General features: G+C 57.4%; 17 protein-coding genes. 9 read left to right on the top strand and 8 right to left on the bottom strand.

Features of this window, described 5'->3' with window-relative positions; translation table 11 throughout:
* The first annotated feature begins 357 nt into the window (after window positions 1–357).
* Both VN114_RS05570 and VN114_RS05565 read left to right on the top strand, forming a co-directional pair.
* Window positions 358–2271, top strand: a complete 1914-nt coding sequence (locus VN114_RS05570; protein ID WP_325512824.1) for a PAS domain S-box protein — start codon at window positions 358–360, stop codon at window positions 2269–2271.
* Window positions 2272–2341: 70 nt separating this feature from the next.
* Window positions 2342–2707: a NirD/YgiW/YdeI family stress tolerance protein gene (locus tag VN114_RS05565; protein ID WP_325512821.1), complete on the top strand. Its 366-nt coding sequence runs from the start codon at window positions 2342–2344 to the stop codon at window positions 2705–2707.
* A gap of 74 nt (window positions 2708–2781) precedes the next feature.
* Here the strand turns inward: VN114_RS05565 and VN114_RS05560 are convergent, their stop codons facing one another.
* Entirely contained in the window at window positions 2782–3012 is a 231-nt protein-coding gene (locus VN114_RS05560) for a hypothetical protein (protein WP_325512819.1), read from the bottom strand.
* Window positions 3013–3155: 143 nt separating this feature from the next.
* On the opposite strand from VN114_RS05560, the gene VN114_RS05555 reads away from it, so the two are divergent.
* From VN114_RS05555 to VN114_RS05540, 4 genes are all read left to right on the top strand, one after another.
* On the top strand, window positions 3156–3494 hold the full coding sequence (locus tag VN114_RS05555; RefSeq protein WP_325512817.1) for a nucleotide pyrophosphohydrolase: 339 nt from the start codon (window positions 3156–3158) through the stop codon (window positions 3492–3494).
* Window positions 3495–3639: 145 nt separating this feature from the next.
* Window positions 3640–4335, top strand: a complete 696-nt coding sequence (locus VN114_RS05550) for a TenA family protein (protein WP_325512815.1) — start codon at window positions 3640–3642, stop codon at window positions 4333–4335.
* 47 nt (window positions 4336–4382) lie between these two features.
* Window positions 4383–5045, top strand: coding sequence for a thiaminase II (gene tenA, locus VN114_RS05545; RefSeq protein WP_325512813.1), 663 nt, complete (start codon window positions 4383–4385; stop codon window positions 5043–5045).
* A 122-nt stretch (window positions 5046–5167) separates the two neighbouring features.
* Window positions 5168–5374, top strand: a complete 207-nt coding sequence (locus VN114_RS05540; RefSeq protein WP_325512811.1) for a DUF6494 family protein — start codon at window positions 5168–5170, stop codon at window positions 5372–5374.
* A gap of 128 nt (window positions 5375–5502) precedes the next feature.
* Here the strand turns inward: VN114_RS05540 and VN114_RS05535 are convergent, their stop codons facing one another.
* Window positions 5503–5664 carry a hypothetical protein gene (locus VN114_RS05535; RefSeq protein ID WP_325512809.1) on the bottom strand — a complete coding sequence of 54 codons (162 nt, stop codon included), beginning with the start codon at window positions 5662–5664 and terminating at the stop codon, window positions 5503–5505.
* A gap of 34 nt (window positions 5665–5698) precedes the next feature.
* Complete coding sequence (locus tag VN114_RS05530) at window positions 5699–6127, bottom strand: hypothetical protein (protein WP_325512808.1); 429 nt, start codon at window positions 6125–6127, stop codon at window positions 5699–5701.
* 307 nt (window positions 6128–6434) lie between these two features.
* Between VN114_RS05530 and VN114_RS05525 the strand changes: the two genes are divergently transcribed.
* From VN114_RS05525 to VN114_RS05515, 3 genes are all read left to right on the top strand, one after another.
* Window positions 6435–7643, top strand: coding sequence for an MFS transporter (locus tag VN114_RS05525; protein WP_325512807.1), 1209 nt, complete (start codon window positions 6435–6437; stop codon window positions 7641–7643).
* 85 nt (window positions 7644–7728) lie between these two features.
* Window positions 7729–8193 (top strand): universal stress protein, encoded by a 465-nt coding sequence (locus VN114_RS05520; RefSeq protein ID WP_325512804.1) that lies wholly within the window; start codon window positions 7729–7731, stop codon window positions 8191–8193.
* Window positions 8194–8356: 163 nt separating this feature from the next.
* Complete coding sequence (locus tag VN114_RS05515; protein ID WP_325512802.1) at window positions 8357–8746, top strand: hypothetical protein; 390 nt, start codon at window positions 8357–8359, stop codon at window positions 8744–8746.
* Window positions 8747–8822: 76 nt separating this feature from the next.
* Here the strand turns inward: VN114_RS05515 and VN114_RS05510 are convergent, their stop codons facing one another.
* The 5 genes from VN114_RS05510 to VN114_RS05490 form a co-directional block, all read right to left on the bottom strand.
* Window positions 8823–9095, bottom strand: a complete 273-nt coding sequence (locus tag VN114_RS05510) for a hypothetical protein (RefSeq protein WP_325512801.1) — start codon at window positions 9093–9095, stop codon at window positions 8823–8825.
* 163 nt (window positions 9096–9258) lie between these two features.
* Window positions 9259–9654 (bottom strand): YMGG-like glycine zipper-containing protein, encoded by a 396-nt coding sequence (locus VN114_RS05505; protein ID WP_325512799.1) that lies wholly within the window; start codon window positions 9652–9654, stop codon window positions 9259–9261.
* Window positions 9655–9894: 240 nt separating this feature from the next.
* Complete coding sequence (locus tag VN114_RS05500) at window positions 9895–11154, bottom strand: L,D-transpeptidase family protein (RefSeq protein ID WP_325512797.1); 1260 nt, start codon at window positions 11152–11154, stop codon at window positions 9895–9897.
* Entirely contained in the window at window positions 11154–12308 is a 1155-nt protein-coding gene (locus VN114_RS05495) for a tetratricopeptide repeat protein (RefSeq protein ID WP_325512795.1), read from the bottom strand. The genes VN114_RS05500 and VN114_RS05495 overlap by 1 nt, the downstream gene beginning before the upstream one ends.
* Window positions 12309–12615: 307 nt before the next feature.
* On the bottom strand, window positions 12616–16350 hold the full coding sequence (locus tag VN114_RS05490) for a hypothetical protein (protein ID WP_325512793.1): 3735 nt from the start codon (window positions 16348–16350) through the stop codon (window positions 12616–12618).
* Window positions 16351–16476 lie beyond the last annotated feature (126 nt).

Below are 16476 nucleotides of genomic sequence, written 5' to 3'. Positions count from 1 at the left end.
GAGTCCAGGATTGTGATTCCTGTTGTCGTGGGTTCGAGCCCCATCGGTCACCCCACCCCCCCTGATTTGCCGTGCGTCCGCTCCGGCGTTATTCCAGATTCCCGCTATTGTCTGTCCAGAAATCTTCCGGATCTTCTGCGATAGCGTCTTGGGCAGAAAGCAATCAAGCCTCGCTTCGCGTTTCTGAAGTTCCTCTCTGCTCTGGGACATGGCGAAAGCATGCAACCTTCAGCGCTTATCAGCGTCTATCTTCGTAAGATTGCCTGCACTTCCACAATCCATTACCCTGCTATAGAAAATCCGCCCGGCACCGGAATGGTGCCGTTCCGGAAAGGCCCGAACATACTGGAACAGCGAATGAACAGCCCTACCCCGCAATCAAGCGACGATTCGAACGAAGAAAACCGATTCCAGACACTGGTCGCCGCCATCAGCGACTATGCGATTTACATGCTCGACACAGACGGCCATGTCATCAGCTGGAACGCTGGTGCTCAACGCTTCAAGGGCTATCTTGCGCAGGAAATCATCGGCCAGCATTTTTCCCGCTTCTATACAGAAGAGGAACGCAATGCCGGAACGCCGGCGCAGGCACTGCGCACCGCTATCCAGGAGGGCAAGTACGAAGCGGAAGGCTGGCGTGTCCGCAAGGATGGAACCCGCTTCTGGGCCAGCGTCGTCATCGATCCGATCCGCAAGGAAAACGGCGATCTGGTGGGCTTTGCCAAGATCACGCGCGACATTACCGAACGTGCAATTGCCGCAGAGGTACTGCGCAAGAGCGAACAGCAGTTTCGCCTGCTGGTACAGGGCGTGACCGACTACGCGATCTACATGCTCGACGTCTCGGGCTTTGTCACCAACTGGAACTCCGGCGCGCAGCACATCAAGGGATACCGGGCGGAAGAGGTTGTCGGCACACATTTTTCACGCTTCTACATCCCCGAAGAACGGGAAGCGAGAATGCCCGACAAGGCGCTCGCCATCGCGGCAAAACACGGTCGATCCGAACACGAAGGCTGGCGCGTTCGCAAGGACGGCACACGTTTCTTTGCCCATGTGATCATCGATGCGATCCGCGACGATCTCGGGCAACTGGTCGGCTTTGCCAAGGTCACACGCGACATCACGGAGAAACGCGCCACCGCCGAAGCACTGAAAAAAGCCAATGAAGCACTGTTCCAGTCGCAGAAAATGGAAGCACTGGGACAACTGACCGGCGGTATTGCACACGATTTCAACAATCTGCTCGGCGTGATTTCAAGCGGTATCGACATGCTGCAACTGCAGATACGCGGCGAATCCAGAACGCTCGACAGCATGCGGCGTGCCGTCGACCGCGGTGCAGAACTGACGCAGCATCTGCTGTCGTTCGCACGCCAGCAACCATTGCAGGCGAAACGGAGCAATCTGAATGAACTGATCAACGGTTTCGAATCGGTGCTGCGTCGTGCCGGCAACTCTTCCATCCGTTTCGATATTCAGCTTGAAAGGGAACTGTGTCCGGCCATGATCGACGCCACGCTGTTCCAGACCACGCTGCTCAATCTCGTCGTCAACTCGCGCGATGCGATGCCCGACGGCGGGAAAATCACGATCAAGACACAAAATGTCCAGTTGGCGGACCAGGAAATCGGTGCACTGCCCGCGGGAAAATACGCACGAATTTCCGTTTCCGATACCGGCACCGGCATGTCACCCGCTGTATTGGCACGCGTCTTCGAACCTTTCTTCACGACCAAGGAAGTCGGCAAGGGCACCGGGCTTGGACTGAGTCAGGTTTACGGCTTCATCATGCAATCGGGTGGCGATGTCAGCGTCGTCAGCCAGCTTGGCGAGGGCACGCAGATCTCGATGTACCTGCCGGCGGCGGACGGTGAAATCGTGGCGCACACAGCGCCAAACGACAAAGTGGAAAAAGTCCTGATCGTGGAAGACGATGTCGACCTGCTCGAGGTCGCAGCCGAACTGTTCCGTGCCATCGGTTACGCCGTTCATACCGCCGGAAGTGCGAAGGATGCGCTGAATGTACTGGAGAAGAACGACGATATCGACATCCTGTTCAGCGATGTGATGATGCCGAACGGCATGAGCGGCATCGAGCTTGCGCGTCTGACACGTGAACGCTATCCGCGTGTGAAAACCATTCTGACCTCCGGATATGCGATGCCGGCGCTGCAATCCGAGTACAACGACCTCGACAACTTCCTGTTTATCAACAAACCGTATCAGCTGTCGGATGTGGCGAAGAAGTTGCGTCAGGCCAGCTGACGGCGTTGCGTTTTTTCGTGATACGAACAGCATTATTCCATTCGATACGCCAACCACAAAGGAGACATCAATGAACAGGAAACAGGGATTGTCTGCAGTAATGACCTTGGCAGCAGCCGTCGCCGCCGTTACTTCGGCGCACGCCCAGTACGCAGGACCGAGCAATCAGGTCACGCATGGCACGGTCGCCGCCGTATTGAAAAATCCGGTCGATGATCAGGCCGTCGTACTGCGCGGCTTCCTCACCAAAAAAGTCGGCAACGAAAAATATCTGTTCTCGGATGGCACCGGAGAGATCCGCGTCGATATCGATCACAAGCGCTTTGCCGGTCAAAAGATTGATGAGAAAACCAAGGTGGAATTGCACGGCGAAGTGGAGAAGGATTTCCTGGAAAGTCCCGAAATCGACGTCGATAGCCTCACGATCGTCAAATAATTCGTCTCCCCTCGCCGTAATGAAAACGCCCCGCGAACGTTCACGGGGCGTTTTTCATTCTTCTCGTTTAATCATCAATTATTGTTCGTCGCCTTGTTCGGTTGCTTGATCGGCGTCTTCAGCGGCAGATTCTGCTGGCGGATATGTGCGGTCTGATCGGAATCGACTTCCTCACGTACGGCAAGCTCCTTCAGGCGAGCCTTGCCATGATCATCCCGTCCCTGCTTCAGCATCGGAGTGCCGGGTTGATTGACGGCATGGTTTCCTTCGCGGGTGTGCACTTCCTTCTCCTTGTTGCCGGCCATGTCACTCTCCTTTTCTTTCGATTGTCATGACTTCCATTTTCCATGCGCGGCGAGCAGACTCAAGTCGGTGCATTTCTCCATGCCGCGTAGGAAAGCCTCGCAAACGTTATCATTGCGTCTTTATCGACAAGACACTATCTGCGATGACACAAACCCTGCTCGATACCAAGGCGCTGGAGCGCGTGCTGGAAGAATTTGCCGATGCGCGCGACTGGCATCGTTTTCATTCCCCGAAGAACCTTGCGATGGCGTTGACCGGCGAAGTCGGCGAACTGGTTGAAATCTTTCAGTGGCGTACCGAGGAAGAATCCTGGCAGGTCGCGCAGGCACCGGAAACCGCCGAACATGTACGACAGGAGCTGGCCGATGTGGCACTGTATCTGGTGCGTCTTGCCTCCGCGCTGAAGGTCGACCTGAATGCAGCGATCGCCGACAAGCTGGTACTCAACGCGCAGAAATATCCGCCTTTGCCTAACCGTTGATCGTCGCATCGCAACCGATTCCTTAGCGTCCGGGACGATTCACACAATCCACGTCATGCCACATCCAGCTCCGTTACACGTTCTTCCTGATATTCTTCCCGGTTTTCGACCCGATCGTTGCCGCAATGCCTGACTATTTATTTCCATGAACAACACTTTCGATAGCAGAAAAAATACCTCCCTCACTTTTACCGAATGGTTGCGCGAGCAGAACCAGGAAAACTGGAACGCCGCCATCAATCATCGCTTCATCGATGAACTGTTCGCCGGCAGCGTCGCCAACGATGTGCTGCTGCATTATCTGGTGCAGGACTATCAGTTCATCGATCGTTTCGTCGCTCTGCTTGGCGCTGCGATTGCCAGCGCCGATCGTTTCGAATCGCGCGTCCGGCTGACGCGCTTTACCGCAATGCTGGTCAGCGACGAAAACACTTACTTCCTGCGCTCATTCGACCAGCTCGGCCTTGCGGCAAGACATCGCACGTCGCCGACGCTGACCGCACCGACGATGGCCTTTCAGGACTTGATGAAAGAAGCGGCAGAAAGCCGCGACTATGCACAATGCCTGTCCGTGCTGGTCGTGGCGGAATGGATTTATCTGAGTTGGGCCGATCGTCCGTCTGCAACATTGCCGCCGCAATTCATCCACGCCGAATGGATCACGCTGCATAACAATGCAGGCTTTGCCGAAACCATCGGCTGGCTGCGCGCGGAACTCGACCGCACCGGCGCGGCACAGGATGCGGCCGGTCAGGCACGTTGCGCCGATCTGTTCTCACGTGCCGTTGCTCTGGAACGTGCCTTCTTCGATCACGTCTACACGCCACTCAGCTACGACTGACACGCCGTACCTGCGCCCTATTTCATTTTCATCGCCAAGGAACATCCATGTCTTTTACTTCCGAACTCTGGAAAAAAAACGCTGACCTGTACGAAACCATCCGCACGATGCCGTTCAACCAGGAACTGGCTGCCGGTACATTGAGCGAAGATCGCTTCCGCCATTACATGATTCAGGATGCGCATTATCTGATCGCGTTCGGCCGCGCGCTGGCGGTTGCCTCTGCCAAGGCAGACACGCCGGATGAAATCGTGCAGTTCGCCATCGGCGCGCAAACCGCCATCGTCGTCGAGCGCAGCCTGCACAAGGATTTCATGGAACAGTTCAGCGTTACGCCGCAGATTTTCGCCGCGACGCCACTGTCACCGGCCACGCATCACTACACCAGCTATCTGATGGCGACGGCTTGGGGGGCTCCGTATCCGGTCGTGCTCGCAGCATTGCTGCCATGCTTCTGGATCTATGCGGAAATCGGCCGCGACATCATCGGTCGCGCCGCAAAGGACAATCGGTATCAGTCATGGATCGATACCTATGCCGGCGAGGAATTCCATGCCGCAGTGCGTGCCGTGGTTGCCACTGTCGATCGTGTGGCAGCCAATGCCAGCGACGCGACGCGGCGCGACATGCATCATGCCTACACACGTGCTGCGCAACTGGAATGGATGTTTTGGGATGCGGCCTATCGTCTGGAACAATGGCCGGTGTAACAGATGTCGCGGCATGTCAGCACAGTAGGCTGCATCTGGCCCACGAATAGCATGAACGAATCCGTTATGACGGGCACTAACAAGTGCCTGACCTTGTCAACCCAACCATTGGGAGAATCGAGATGGAAGAAGAAAATTTCAACATCAGCATGCGCAAGTTTTTGAAAATGGTCGGTGTCAGCTCGCAGAAGGAAATCGAGAAAGCGGTCGAAAAAGCGATTGCCGACGGACGCATTGTCGGTACGGAAACCTTTCCTGCAAAAGTTACGCTGCAGATTGACGGTATTCAATTGAAAGTAGATTTCGACGGCGAAATTCGCCTGCAATAGTTGGTACTGGCCATGTCGAGTGCAAGCATCAAGCACACGCAATAATGCAGGCGCCATTCGGCGCCTGCTGTCCCCTCTTGTTGTCTTTTATTGTCTGGCCGCACACCGATTCTCATCGGCGCGCATGGCTACCACTTGTATGGTGCAGCAGCAATCGATACCAGCGTGTTGATCTGCGGCTGTGCGCTGAACTGCGCCGGGCTGGCTTCTGCAGCGACCAGCAGTGGATTCATGGCAATGGCGAGTGCGCCGACTGCGGCCAGCGTTCCCAGAAGATATTGAAGTTTCATGATGTTCTCGATTCGTTCTAACGGATTGTTCGGATCAGGCAGGCTGCTTGGCAGACGCATTGCCGTATGGCGTGACCTGCGGGCCGAATGGCAAGACATTGCCGTTCGTTCCCCGAGCGCCACCTTCATTGCTGCTGGATTGCAACATGCCTTCCAGCCATGGATTGCGTGACGCGCGACGCACCGCGTTCTCGCTTCCCAGCTCCGAAACGAACTGCATTGTGAATATGCGTGGCTCGGCTTTGCTGTAGGTGCCGCCTGCACGACGTACCGTTCCCAGATAATTCATCGCTCGCGCCCGCTTGCGGCTGAGCATTTGCTCGATACGGTCGGGGGAATGTTCGGAAATCTGCTTGCATGCATCGGCGTAGGCGGGCCATTCGACCTCGACTACCGGCTTTTCCCTCACCAGACTCTTGAGAATGGTGGATGTATCCTGGTGCGTTGTTTGAATAATCGACATGATCACCTCTGATTTTGATTATTGATCGTTACAATCTCAGTGTCCTGCTCAGAGCCTCAACCTGATATCGAATCGCTGTCATGCCGACTGCTGATTCGGTGTGAATGCATGGTATCCACGTTGGTCTTCTGTCCATATAGGACGGCAACGCAACTTCTTGTAGGAAAAAGTGAAGGCAGGAAATCGATCTGAAATCAGCCATAAACCTGACTGAAATGCACCGAAAGAATGCGTAAATTCACCTCGTCCGATACACCTCCCCAATTTACGGTAGGCTTTGTTACCTCACACCAACTCGAAACCACACATGTCTGCTGACGAACCGGCAACATCTTCATCTGCTGCGATTCCTGCAATGGCAATTCCCGTCCTGTCGCTGGCGGCATTCGGCAGTGCACTCTCGTTGCGCGTCACTGACCCGCTGTTGCCGCGCTTGGCCCAGGAATTCGGTGTTTCCATCGGGGAAGCCGCCTACGTCATCACGGCGTTCGCCATCGCCTACGGTTTTTCACAACTGTTCTTCGGCCCCGTCGGCGATCGTTTCGGCAAGTATTTCGTGATCGCGTGCGCATGTGTCGGCTGTGCGTTTACCGCATTGCTGTGTGCGCTGGCGCTGAATTACCCGCTGCTGATCGCTGCGCGTCTGATGGCCGGGGCAACTGCAGCCGCCATCATTCCGCTGTCGATGGCATGGATAGGCGACGTCGTTCCCTATAGCGAACGCCAGCCGGTACTGGCGCAATTCCTGATCGGACAGATCGTCGGCATTTCCGCGGGTGTGCTGCTGGGCGGACTGGCGGCCGATCATCTCGGCTGGCGCCTGCCGTTTTTCTGCATCTCGGCGTATTTCGTCGCGGTGAGCCTGATGCTGTTTTCGTTCAACCGCCGCCTGCCCGACTACGCGCGGGTCACACACAAGGCAGAAGGCTCGGCGCTGCGTCGCATGGTCAATGAATTTGGTCAGGTGCTGTCGAAACCGTGGGCGCGCGTCGTCTTGCTGACGGTGTTCATGGAGGGCGGTTTCCTGTACGGTGCCTTCGCTTTCATTGCGCTGCATCTGCATCGCGTCCATCACATGACGCTGACGCATGCGGCCACGCTGGTCATGCTGTTCGGCCTCGGTGGATTTCTCTACGCAGTGACCGCGCGCAAGCTCGTCAAGAAACTGGGAGAGAAAAAACTGGCGCTGTGGGGCGGCATTCTCGTCACGGCGTCGCTGCTGACCATCAGCCTTGCGCCGCAATGGTGGTGGGCGATTATCGGCTGTTCAGTTTGCGGACTTGGCTTCTACATGATGCACAACACGCTGCAGATGAACGCCACGCAAATGGCGCCGGAACGCCGCGGTGCTGCGGTTTCCGCCTTTGCGTCCTGCTTTTATCTCGGCCAGTCTTTCGGCGTCGGCGCTGCCGGCATGGCCGCAGAACGATTCGGCACCAGCATCGTGATCGCCATCGGTGCCGTCGGCGTGCTGCTGACCGCGATCACTTTCAGCTACCTGAAAACCGAATCCTGATACTCGCCTGCCTCCGCCCCTCCGATGCTTGCCCGATCGGCGGTTGGCGCTATACTGAGATCATTCATGCCACTCAGGAGGCGTCATGTACCGCAAAATTCTGGTCGCTTACAACGGCACGCCTGAAAGCAAGTCTGCGCTGCAGGAATGCGTGCGACTCGCACCCGGTCCTTCTGCCGAAATTCATCTCCTCGTCGTCGTCAATCCACCGCAATCCGTTGTCATCGGCGAATATGCGATGGTATCGATGGTCGGCATCGAAGACGATCTGGCGGCCGAAAAAAAGAAGATGGAACAGGAACTGGAAGAAGGGCTCGCCTATTTGCAGCAGTCCGGCCTGAACGTGCGAAAACATCTGGAAATCGGCGAACCTGTGCCGACGATCACCCACCTTGTCGACACGTTGGGAATCGAGCTCGTCATCGTGGGCCATTCGCGATTGCAATCGCTGGCGATGCGCTGGTGGCGCGGTTCCACCGATACACTGCTGGTCGAGAAAATTCGCTGCAGTCTGCTGGTCGCCAATGATCCGGAACGCAAGACGACATGATGTATTCGAAGTAACAGGTCATTCATGCAGACGCTGTCGCGGATGAAAGCCTGTTGTTGTCTTTTCTCCAACGCTGCAATCCCGCTGTTACAGTCTTTTACCCATTCGCAGTTGAGAAAGGTGCGCGTTTGAAGTTAAATGAAGCATCACCTGTGAGGTCATCATGTCCATCCGTTTTCCACGCCCCTTTTCCGCTCTGATCGCCGCCACGGCTGCCATCGCTGCGCTGGGTTTCGCTGCGCCTGCCAACGCTGGCGGCGTCAACTGGTCGCTCGATATCGGCACCGGCTATCCGGCCTACTATCCGCCTCCGCCGGTCGTCTATTACCCGCCACCGCCGGTATACAACAACAATTATTCGAACTACTACGCACCTCCTGTCATCTACGGCAGCACGCCGGTCTATACATCGCCGCCACCGGTTGTTGTTTATGGCCGCAGCTACTATCGCTGGCGTCCGCCGCCACCGCATTATCACGATCATCGTGGCGGCTATCCTCGCGGCGGCGGCCATTATGGTGATCATGGTCATCGCGGCGACCATCGTCGATGATGAACAGGTAAAACGTACCTGCATAAACAGAAGGGGCTGATCAAATGATCAGCCCCTTCTGTTTTTCGATAAGCGGTTATCGGCGCCCGTAACCGCCACGCCCATATCCGCCTCGTCCGTAATAACGTGGATAGTATCCACGACCGCCGTAATAGCCACGGTTGTAATAACCGCGATTCGAATAACTCAATCCGAAATTGACGGTCGGTGCCACATAGACCGGCGCAGCATATACCGGGGTGGCATAACTTGTCTGACCATAATAACCATCGTCGTACGGCACAACGGCACAACCGCCGAGCACGCCAGCGGCAAGCAGGGGAAGCAGCATTCGCTTCGTGTATGGCATGAGGTTCTTCATTTGACAGCCTTTCCTAACATACCGGCTTGTGCGATCGCTCGTTCTGTCCGCCGGACATTGTCAAAAACCTGCTGCATCGTATTACCGGAATCCCTTTTCCCTGATGCAGCAATTACACTGCGGCATCGATCTGGCACTACGTGCGCATTCATCAATAACGGTATCCGCGGTCGTAACGGGTGTACTCGACACGACGTACATCGTGGTAATAGCGGTCACGATAATCGGGACGCGCATACACAGGAACGGGAGCCGGACGGTAGTAGACCGGAGGAGCCTGATAACGGGCGTTGGAATAACGACGATCGTATTGGCGGTCATAGCGGCGATCGTCGCGCCGATCATCGCGGCCTGATGCGCTGGCACCGACAACCGCACCCAGCACGCCACCGACCACGGCGCCATTCTGTCCGCCCACCGTGTTACCGATCACTGCACCGACAACTGCACCCAGCGCAGTATTGACGCCGCGGTTGTCTGCCAGTGCGTTGGTCGATACTGCAGCGGCAGCCAGTAACGCAACGCCTATCCATTTCCTGTTCGACATGATTGACTCCTTCTGTCACCTTTGCGAAGAGCCTGTCGGCTCATCAATCGCTTCGGTATGGAATCACTATATAGGCGCGGTATTTAAAATCCACGAGAGAAATAGACTTTTACAATTGTAAAGAAGCATGAAGAACAACATGCAGCGATGACAACATGTGTGCGTGCAGACATTCTTCTCGCCTCAGAAAGCAAAAAGCCGCAATGAGCATTGCGGCTTTTTGTTGATGGAATCGTCGTTCTATAAATTGACTTCCGACACGATCTTCCACTGCGCACCTTCCTTCGCCCAGTACTGGCGTTTGCGCGTAACGTGTCGTCCCTTGCCGATTACCGCTTCCTGCGTGAACGCGGCAACAATCATTTCCTTCTGGTCTTTCGGTTCCGGATAACGGAACAGCGTGACATCGCGCAACTCGACCTTGATCTGGCGTGCACCAAGATTTGCCTGCTGCAATTTTCCCAGCCAGTCATTCAGGTTCTGTCCGCGCATTGCCTTGAAGTTGCGCGAGTAATGTCGGCGCAGACGTTCCGGATCGGTGCTTTCCAGATCGACGCGCCACGATTCCAGCATTTTGTTCGCACTTTGCCGATCCGATTCCCATTTGTCGCGTGTGACGAACTTCACATCCTCGCTGATGATGACCGGCGTCGTGCCGATCTGTACGGCAGCCGACAGTTCAGTCAGATCCGGATTCGGCAGCACGACGCAACCATCGGATGAAAGCGGCGGACGGCTGTAACTGTCCGGTGGCGTGCCATGCAGCCAGATACCCGAACCGCTGCGGCCGTTGACCTTGTCCCACTCGTTCGGATAATTGATCGGCAATGCACCCGGGCCATAGAACTCCGGCAGACGGGCGCCAGGCACACGCGACGTGATGTAGTAGACGCCGAGCGGCGTCTTCTGGTCGCCTTCCTTGAACTTGTTGACGCCGAGCTTGCCTTGGCTGACGTAGTAATCGCTGACCAGCTTGAACTGGCCTTTCACGCGTTCATACATGTAAAGACGGGAGCGCTTGGCGTCGACCAGCAGAACATTTTTCTGGTCGTCGCGCATTTGCAGGATCGCACGCGGAATCATGTCCGGCTCGGGACGCTCACGCAACGACTTCAAGCGCACGATTGCCTCTGCACGCAGATTGTTCAGTCTGTCGGCCGGCGCATCGGAAGCGGCACCGAACGTCTTGATCGGTTGCGTGTGCAGCAACAGCAGATCGCCGCGCACCAGTTGTCCCAGGCGGAAATTCGGATAGGCCGCGACCAGGGCATCGACCTTGGCCTGTGCATCGCGCAGGCGGTTATCGGACAGTGCCTTGTAGACGTCGATCAACATGACTTCCGGGTCGAGCCGTGCGGGCACGCCCGGCTTGTTGCCGCTGGCGAAAACTACCGCAGGCAGCAGCATGCTGCCTGCAATCAACAGGCCCGAGGCCACGATGCCTGCCTTGCAGCCGATCGCTCTTGCGTTCGATCGCAACTTGATCTTGAAACCAGCCATCAGCTACCCGAACGCTCCTGCTTGATTAACCATTTACCGCCCTGTTTGACCATCACAAGAACCTTGCGGCTGTCTGCGTCGAAACGGTCCGAATCGTAGACCTGGCGGAATTTCACCGTCGCCGTATTGCCGCTCACGCTGACCTGTGGCGACTCGACCTTGACGCTGATGTGTTTCTTGTCTTCGATGCGTGCGCGACGTTCGTTTGCCCAGTCCTTGCGCGACTGCCCTGCAGGAATCGCGAAGTCGCCGGAATAGGCATTCAGATAGCCGGTCACGTTGCGTGCACTCCATGCCTTGGCCCAGTTGTTGACAGCGGCGAGCACTTCAGTGCGCTCAGCTTCTGCTGCAGCATTGGCTTTTGCCTTGGCTTCACGCTTGGCCTCTGCTTCCAGACGCTTCTGCTCCAGCTTTGGATCAGGTTTCGGCTCTGGTTTGGGTTCCGGCTTTGGCTCCGGTTTGATTTCCGGTTTTGGTTCTGGTTTCGGTACAGGCTTCGGTGCTTCCACCGGTTTCGGTTCTGCCTTCGGTACTTCCGATTTCGGCGCTGCCGCTACCACGGCAACCTGCGGATTGGTACCGCCGGTCGTATTGCCGACCAGCGTGCGAATCATCGTCAGCTTGGATTTGGCGCCGGTATTGTTGTGGTCGAGTTGCAGCGCCTTGTCGTATGCCTGGCTGGCCAGTTTTGCATGCACGTCGCCAAGGTTTTCATAAGCGGTTGCATAGGTCGGATTGGTGCGGATTGCCTTGTCAAGCGCGGTACGCGCCTTGTCGTATTCGCCGGATGCCGCGTACAGCACGGCCAGGTTGTTGTACGGTTCCGGCAGCGACGGATAATCCCTGGTCAGCTTCGTGAAAATCTCGATCGCTTCCGTCGGCTTGTTCTGTTCGGTCAGAATCACGCCCTTCAGGAAACGCATCTGCGCATCGCGCGGATTCTTGCTCAGGTAGGCATCAGCCTTTGACAACGCCGCAGCGTGTTGGCCGGACCGCAGTAATTGCGACACATCGGCCAGTTCATCCGCCATTGCAGGAAACGCATGCAGTCCCAGTCCGATGCTCAGTCCGATACTCAAACCGACTGCCAGAACCGAGCGGCCCAGCATGTGGCGCAAGCCCGAAGAAAGGAGGCGATGCGACGCAAATGGCATGATTTTCCTTGTTATGGTTATGGGGTAACTTCGCACAGCCGATATAGTACGACAAACTGTTGCCATCCCCCAATCGATTGATGGGGCGCGCTGTCGCAGGATGACGACTGTTCTGGCGAAAATCGCTGACCGATGATTTTTCCGTTTTTTTTCCGGGCATTGCGCAAAAGACAAGTCTGGTATCAGACGAATTGCCGGCAGTTCGTCAACGTTCAATAAAAAGGCGCGACGTATCGTCGCGCCCTCGTCAATTCATCGCAAGATTTTGCGGTGATGCCGTACGACATCCGCCGCTCCTGCCCGAAACCTAGCGGGAAATCGTGCCTGCAGCCGGGTCTGTTTCGGCCGGTACGGTAGCCAGTGCATAGGATATTTGCAGCACTGCCGGAGCAGGAGCCGCCTCGGCAACCGGCGCTGCTTCCGCCTGCGCGACGACTGGCGCTGCGGCCTGAACCGGAACCGGAACCGGGACCTGCGCCGAAGCTTGCACGGTACTTTGCTGCACATTCCATCCGGCGACGCCGACGAACAACGCGAGACCGGCGGCCAGTGAGGTCCAGATACGTGCGCGCGATGTTCTGGCAGGAACCGATACTGCCGATTCGGCCAGCACCGCTGTCGCGCGTGCCTGCCACGCTTCGTGCTGCGCACCGCGATCGCCGATACGCGTGATCAGTTGATTCGCCAGTTCTTGCGCAGCATTGCGTTCACGTTCGAGACGATCGCGATCCGATTGCGACAACTCGAGTGCAAAAATGGCGGCACGTGCATTCCGTTGCGCCAATTCTGCCGCTTCGCGTTCCGCTGCAGTTTTCGCTTCCTGCGCGGTGCGCATTTCTATTTCTGCGGCCAATATCTGACGCGCCAGTTCTGCCGCTTCCATTTCTGCAATCGCAGCCAGTTCGGCTTCGGTGCGAGCCTGCTGTTCGGCCTGCAATCTTTCCTGTGCTGCATACATCGCAGTCTCGTTTGCTTCGATGCGTTGCAGCTCCAGTTCATGCTGTTCTTCCAGCAACGCCAATGCCTGTCGCTCCGATTCGGCGCGCTGTGTTTCCGCCTGCGCCAGTTCCGTTGCCTTCTGCGCCTTGAGTTCGGCCGTTTCCATCACAATGCGTTGTGCTTCGGCTTCAGCACTGGCTTGGGCCAACGCCTGCTGTTCGGCGGCGATCGTGGCTGCGGCAACTGCGCACAGCGCCTGTTGCGCGCGTTCCCGACTGCGCAGAATGGCAGCCTGTTCCTGTTCGACGCGAACGCGTTCTTCGGTTGCTTCCAGCGCAGCCTGTTCGGCGGCAAGTTTTTCCTGCGTGGCGCGCAGCATGATGGCTGCAGCATCGGCGCGCTGTTGTTCAACGATCAGTTTCTGCTCGATCGCGTCCATCGCACGTTGTTCGATTTCAGCACGCGCACGCTCGGCTTGAGCCAGTTCGACAGCACGGCGCGCCTTGGCTTCGGCGATCTCCGCCGTCGTGCATTGCAGTTTTGCCTGCTGCGTCAAGGCCTCCAGCTGGCTTTTTTCCGACTCCACGATGACGGCAGTCGCTTCATGGAGCGCGCGCTCGTTTTGTGCACGCGACTGCAATACATCTGCCTGTTCCTGTTCGATGCGGGCACGCGTTTCGATTTCCGCGCGGGCCAACTGTTCCATCGCAAACTTGTTGCGGACCGCGTCCAGCGCCTGCTGTTCGGCGACGCTGCGGGCACGTTCCGCTTCCGCCAGCATCAGCGCTTCGGCTGCGCGCTGTTCCGCTGCGGTTGCGGCAGCCTGCAGCAACTCCGCCTGCATGCGTGCCTGTTCCAGCGCCTCGCGCGTAGCCTCGCATTCAGCTTCTGTCGCAGCGCGGATCTTCTGTTCGGTCTGTTCGCGTTCGCGCAGCAATTCCATTTGCTGCAGCTCCGCTTGTGCACGGGCTTCAGCTTCTGTTTTTGCTGCGATTTCAATACGGCATTTTTCTTCGACGGCCTGTACCGCCAGTTCTTCGGCTTCGACGCGCTCGCGTTCCATGCGCGTCAACTCGACCATCTTGCGTACTTTGGTCAAGGCGACGTGCGTGACCTTGCGTTGCAGTTCGGTCTTGGCTTTTGCCTGCGCCAGAATGTGACGGCTGGCCACAGTGTCGGCTTCCTGCGCAGCGCGCAATTGCTGATCGGCCTGTTGCTGTTCGGCGAGCAAGGCAGCCTGTTCTGCGTTGGCGCGTGTACGTGCTTCCGCTGCCGCCTGTGCCGACTGTTCCTGTGCAATGCGGGCACGGCTGCTATTCATTTCCTGCTGCACGGCTTCGGCATGACGGCGTTCGGCTGCCAGCTTTTCCTGCATAAGCGCCAATGCCTTTTGTTCTTCCTGCAGGCGTTGTGCCTGCACCTTGGCAAGTGCAACGGCTTCCTTCGCCTTCGTCACGGCCGCCTCTGCGGCGGCACTCTTCAAATCGGCGCGGGTCATCGTCTGCTGCAGCGTGACCCTGGCTGCGTTGCGTTCGGTTTCCTGTGCGGATAGAACCTTGCGTTCAGCTTCTTCCTGCATGCGCAACAAGGCAGTCTGCTCCTTGTCAGCTTCGGCACGTGCGGCAGCAGCGGCGGCCATCGCTTCCTCTGCCTGCATCTTTTCCTGCAGCGTGAGCAACGCGGTCTGTTCGACAGCGATGCGCTGACGTTCGGCGTCGGCCAGATTCAACGCTTGCTGCGCTTTCTGTTCGGCTGTATCGGCCAACTGTTTTTGCAACGTCAGATATTCGGCCGCTTTTGCCAGTGCAATCTGCTCGGAAACGACGCGGGCAGTTTCCATGTCGGCCGCAGCGCGTTCCAGTTCCAGGCGTTCTTCCGCCAGTTTGCGTGCGCGTGTTTCTTCTTCCGCGCGAACACGGGCAGCCGATGCGGCCTGCTGTTCGGCAACTTCACGCTGACGTGCTTCTTCCTGTGCACGCGTTTCCACTGCAATGCGGGCGCGCACTTGTTCATCGGCCTGATGTTCCGCTTCGACGCGTGCGATGGCCGCGGTCTGCAACTGCTTCTCGACCTGAATGCGCGCTTCGGTTGCGACACGAACACGCTCATCGGCATCGCGTCGCGATTGCGCGGCGACTTCGGCCATTTGTTCGACATGTTCGCGGCGCGCCGCTGCAGCGCGCATTTCGCTTTCCGCTTTCAGTCGTTGCTGGATGGCGTCCAGTGCGCGCTGTTCGGACTCGATGCGCGCCTGGGCAGCACGCTGCTGTTCGGTTTCGATTTCAGCGCGTTGAATGGCCTCTTCGCGTGCGCGCACTTCGGCCGGCACGCGGCTGAGCATGGCGGTCAATGCCTTGCCTTCTGCTTCTTCACGCTGCTGCGCGAGAATCATCGAATCGCGCTTGGCGCTGAGCAGCAACTTGCTGGTTTCCTGCGCTTCCCGTTCACGACGTTCCAGATCGCGTGCCATTTTGGCGACCTGCGATTCCAGATGGCCGCGCTGCACAGCTTCCTCCTGCGCTGCCAGTGTGGCCAGTTCGGTAATGGCGATGCGCTCGGACAGCTTCGCGCTGTTTTCCTGCGCGCGCGCGCCGAGTTCCTTTTCCCTAGCGATCTGCTCGGCGGTGAGCTGACGTGCCTGCTCCTCCGCCTTTGCACGTTCTGCCGCGATCTTGCCGAGTTGCGCGTCGGCTTCGGTACGCGCACGCAGTTCGGCGATTTCCTTGTTGACGGCGTTGATGCGCGCTTCATTGGCGGCACGCGCTTCGCGTTCGGCTTCCAGACGGGTACGACTGGCGACGATTGCTTCTTCGGCGGCACGCGCCTTGCGATTGGCTTCAGCGATCGCGGCAGCATCGACTTGTGCGCGGTCCTCTGCAAGCGAACGCGCGTGCGCTTCGGCGTAGGCACGATTCTCGGCGGTGACGGTGGCTTTGGCTTCGGCTTCCACGCGGGCGATCGCTTCACGGATCGCTTTCAGATCCATGCCTGCAACGCGCTCGCCGTTACGCGGCTCCTGGAGCGCGGTATCGATGAAATCGTCATTGCCTGCATCGGCTGCCTGCAGGGAGAGATTTTTGAGTTGTGCCTGGTTCGTTGCCATCGTCGATCCTCATTGACTGTCAGTTCCGCCGGACGGGTGGTCCAAACGGAGTTTCCTGATAGGCATTATCGAGGGATGGTCTGTAAACCAGACTTGAAAAAGAGGGGAAAAGGCGAGCCATTTCGA

Origin of the sequence: Oxalicibacterium sp. (genome assembly GCF_035565035.1) — a bacterium.
In the GTDB taxonomy this organism is placed as follows: domain Bacteria; phylum Pseudomonadota; class Gammaproteobacteria; order Burkholderiales; family Burkholderiaceae_D; genus Oxalicibacterium.
This window is presented reverse-complemented; position numbering and strand designations above follow the sequence as displayed.

Bases quoted from the DNA above. Each gene is read 5' to 3' on its own strand.
- VN114_RS05570 (WP_325512824.1), top strand. From the start codon at position 358: ATGAACAGCCCTACCCCGCAATCAAGCGACGATTCGAACGAAGAAAAC.
- VN114_RS05565 (WP_325512821.1), top strand. From the start codon at position 2,342: ATGAACAGGAAACAGGGATTGTCTGCAGTAATGACCTTGGCAGCAGCC.
- VN114_RS05560 (WP_325512819.1), bottom strand. From the start codon at position 3,012: ATGGCCGGCAACAAGGAGAAGGAAGTGCACACCCGCGAAGGAAACCAT.
- VN114_RS05555 (WP_325512817.1), top strand. From the start codon at position 3,156: ATGACACAAACCCTGCTCGATACCAAGGCGCTGGAGCGCGTGCTGGAA.
- VN114_RS05550 (WP_325512815.1), top strand. From the start codon at position 3,640: ATGAACAACACTTTCGATAGCAGAAAAAATACCTCCCTCACTTTTACC.
- tenA (WP_325512813.1), top strand. From the start codon at position 4,383: ATGTCTTTTACTTCCGAACTCTGGAAAAAAAACGCTGACCTGTACGAA.
- VN114_RS05540 (WP_325512811.1), top strand. From the start codon at position 5,168: ATGGAAGAAGAAAATTTCAACATCAGCATGCGCAAGTTTTTGAAAATG.
- VN114_RS05535 (WP_325512809.1), bottom strand. From the start codon at position 5,664: ATGAAACTTCAATATCTTCTGGGAACGCTGGCCGCAGTCGGCGCACTC.
- VN114_RS05530 (WP_325512808.1), bottom strand. From the start codon at position 6,127: ATGTCGATTATTCAAACAACGCACCAGGATACATCCACCATTCTCAAG.
- VN114_RS05525 (WP_325512807.1), top strand. From the start codon at position 6,435: ATGTCTGCTGACGAACCGGCAACATCTTCATCTGCTGCGATTCCTGCA.
- VN114_RS05520 (WP_325512804.1), top strand. From the start codon at position 7,729: ATGTACCGCAAAATTCTGGTCGCTTACAACGGCACGCCTGAAAGCAAG.
- VN114_RS05515 (WP_325512802.1), top strand. From the start codon at position 8,357: ATGTCCATCCGTTTTCCACGCCCCTTTTCCGCTCTGATCGCCGCCACG.
- VN114_RS05510 (WP_325512801.1), bottom strand. From the start codon at position 9,095: ATGCCATACACGAAGCGAATGCTGCTTCCCCTGCTTGCCGCTGGCGTG.
- VN114_RS05505 (WP_325512799.1), bottom strand. From the start codon at position 9,654: ATGTCGAACAGGAAATGGATAGGCGTTGCGTTACTGGCTGCCGCTGCA.
- VN114_RS05500 (WP_325512797.1), bottom strand. From the start codon at position 11,154: ATGGCTGGTTTCAAGATCAAGTTGCGATCGAACGCAAGAGCGATCGGC.
- VN114_RS05495 (WP_325512795.1), bottom strand. From the start codon at position 12,308: ATGCCATTTGCGTCGCATCGCCTCCTTTCTTCGGGCTTGCGCCACATG.
- VN114_RS05490 (WP_325512793.1), bottom strand. From the start codon at position 16,350: ATGGCAACGAACCAGGCACAACTCAAAAATCTCTCCCTGCAGGCAGCC.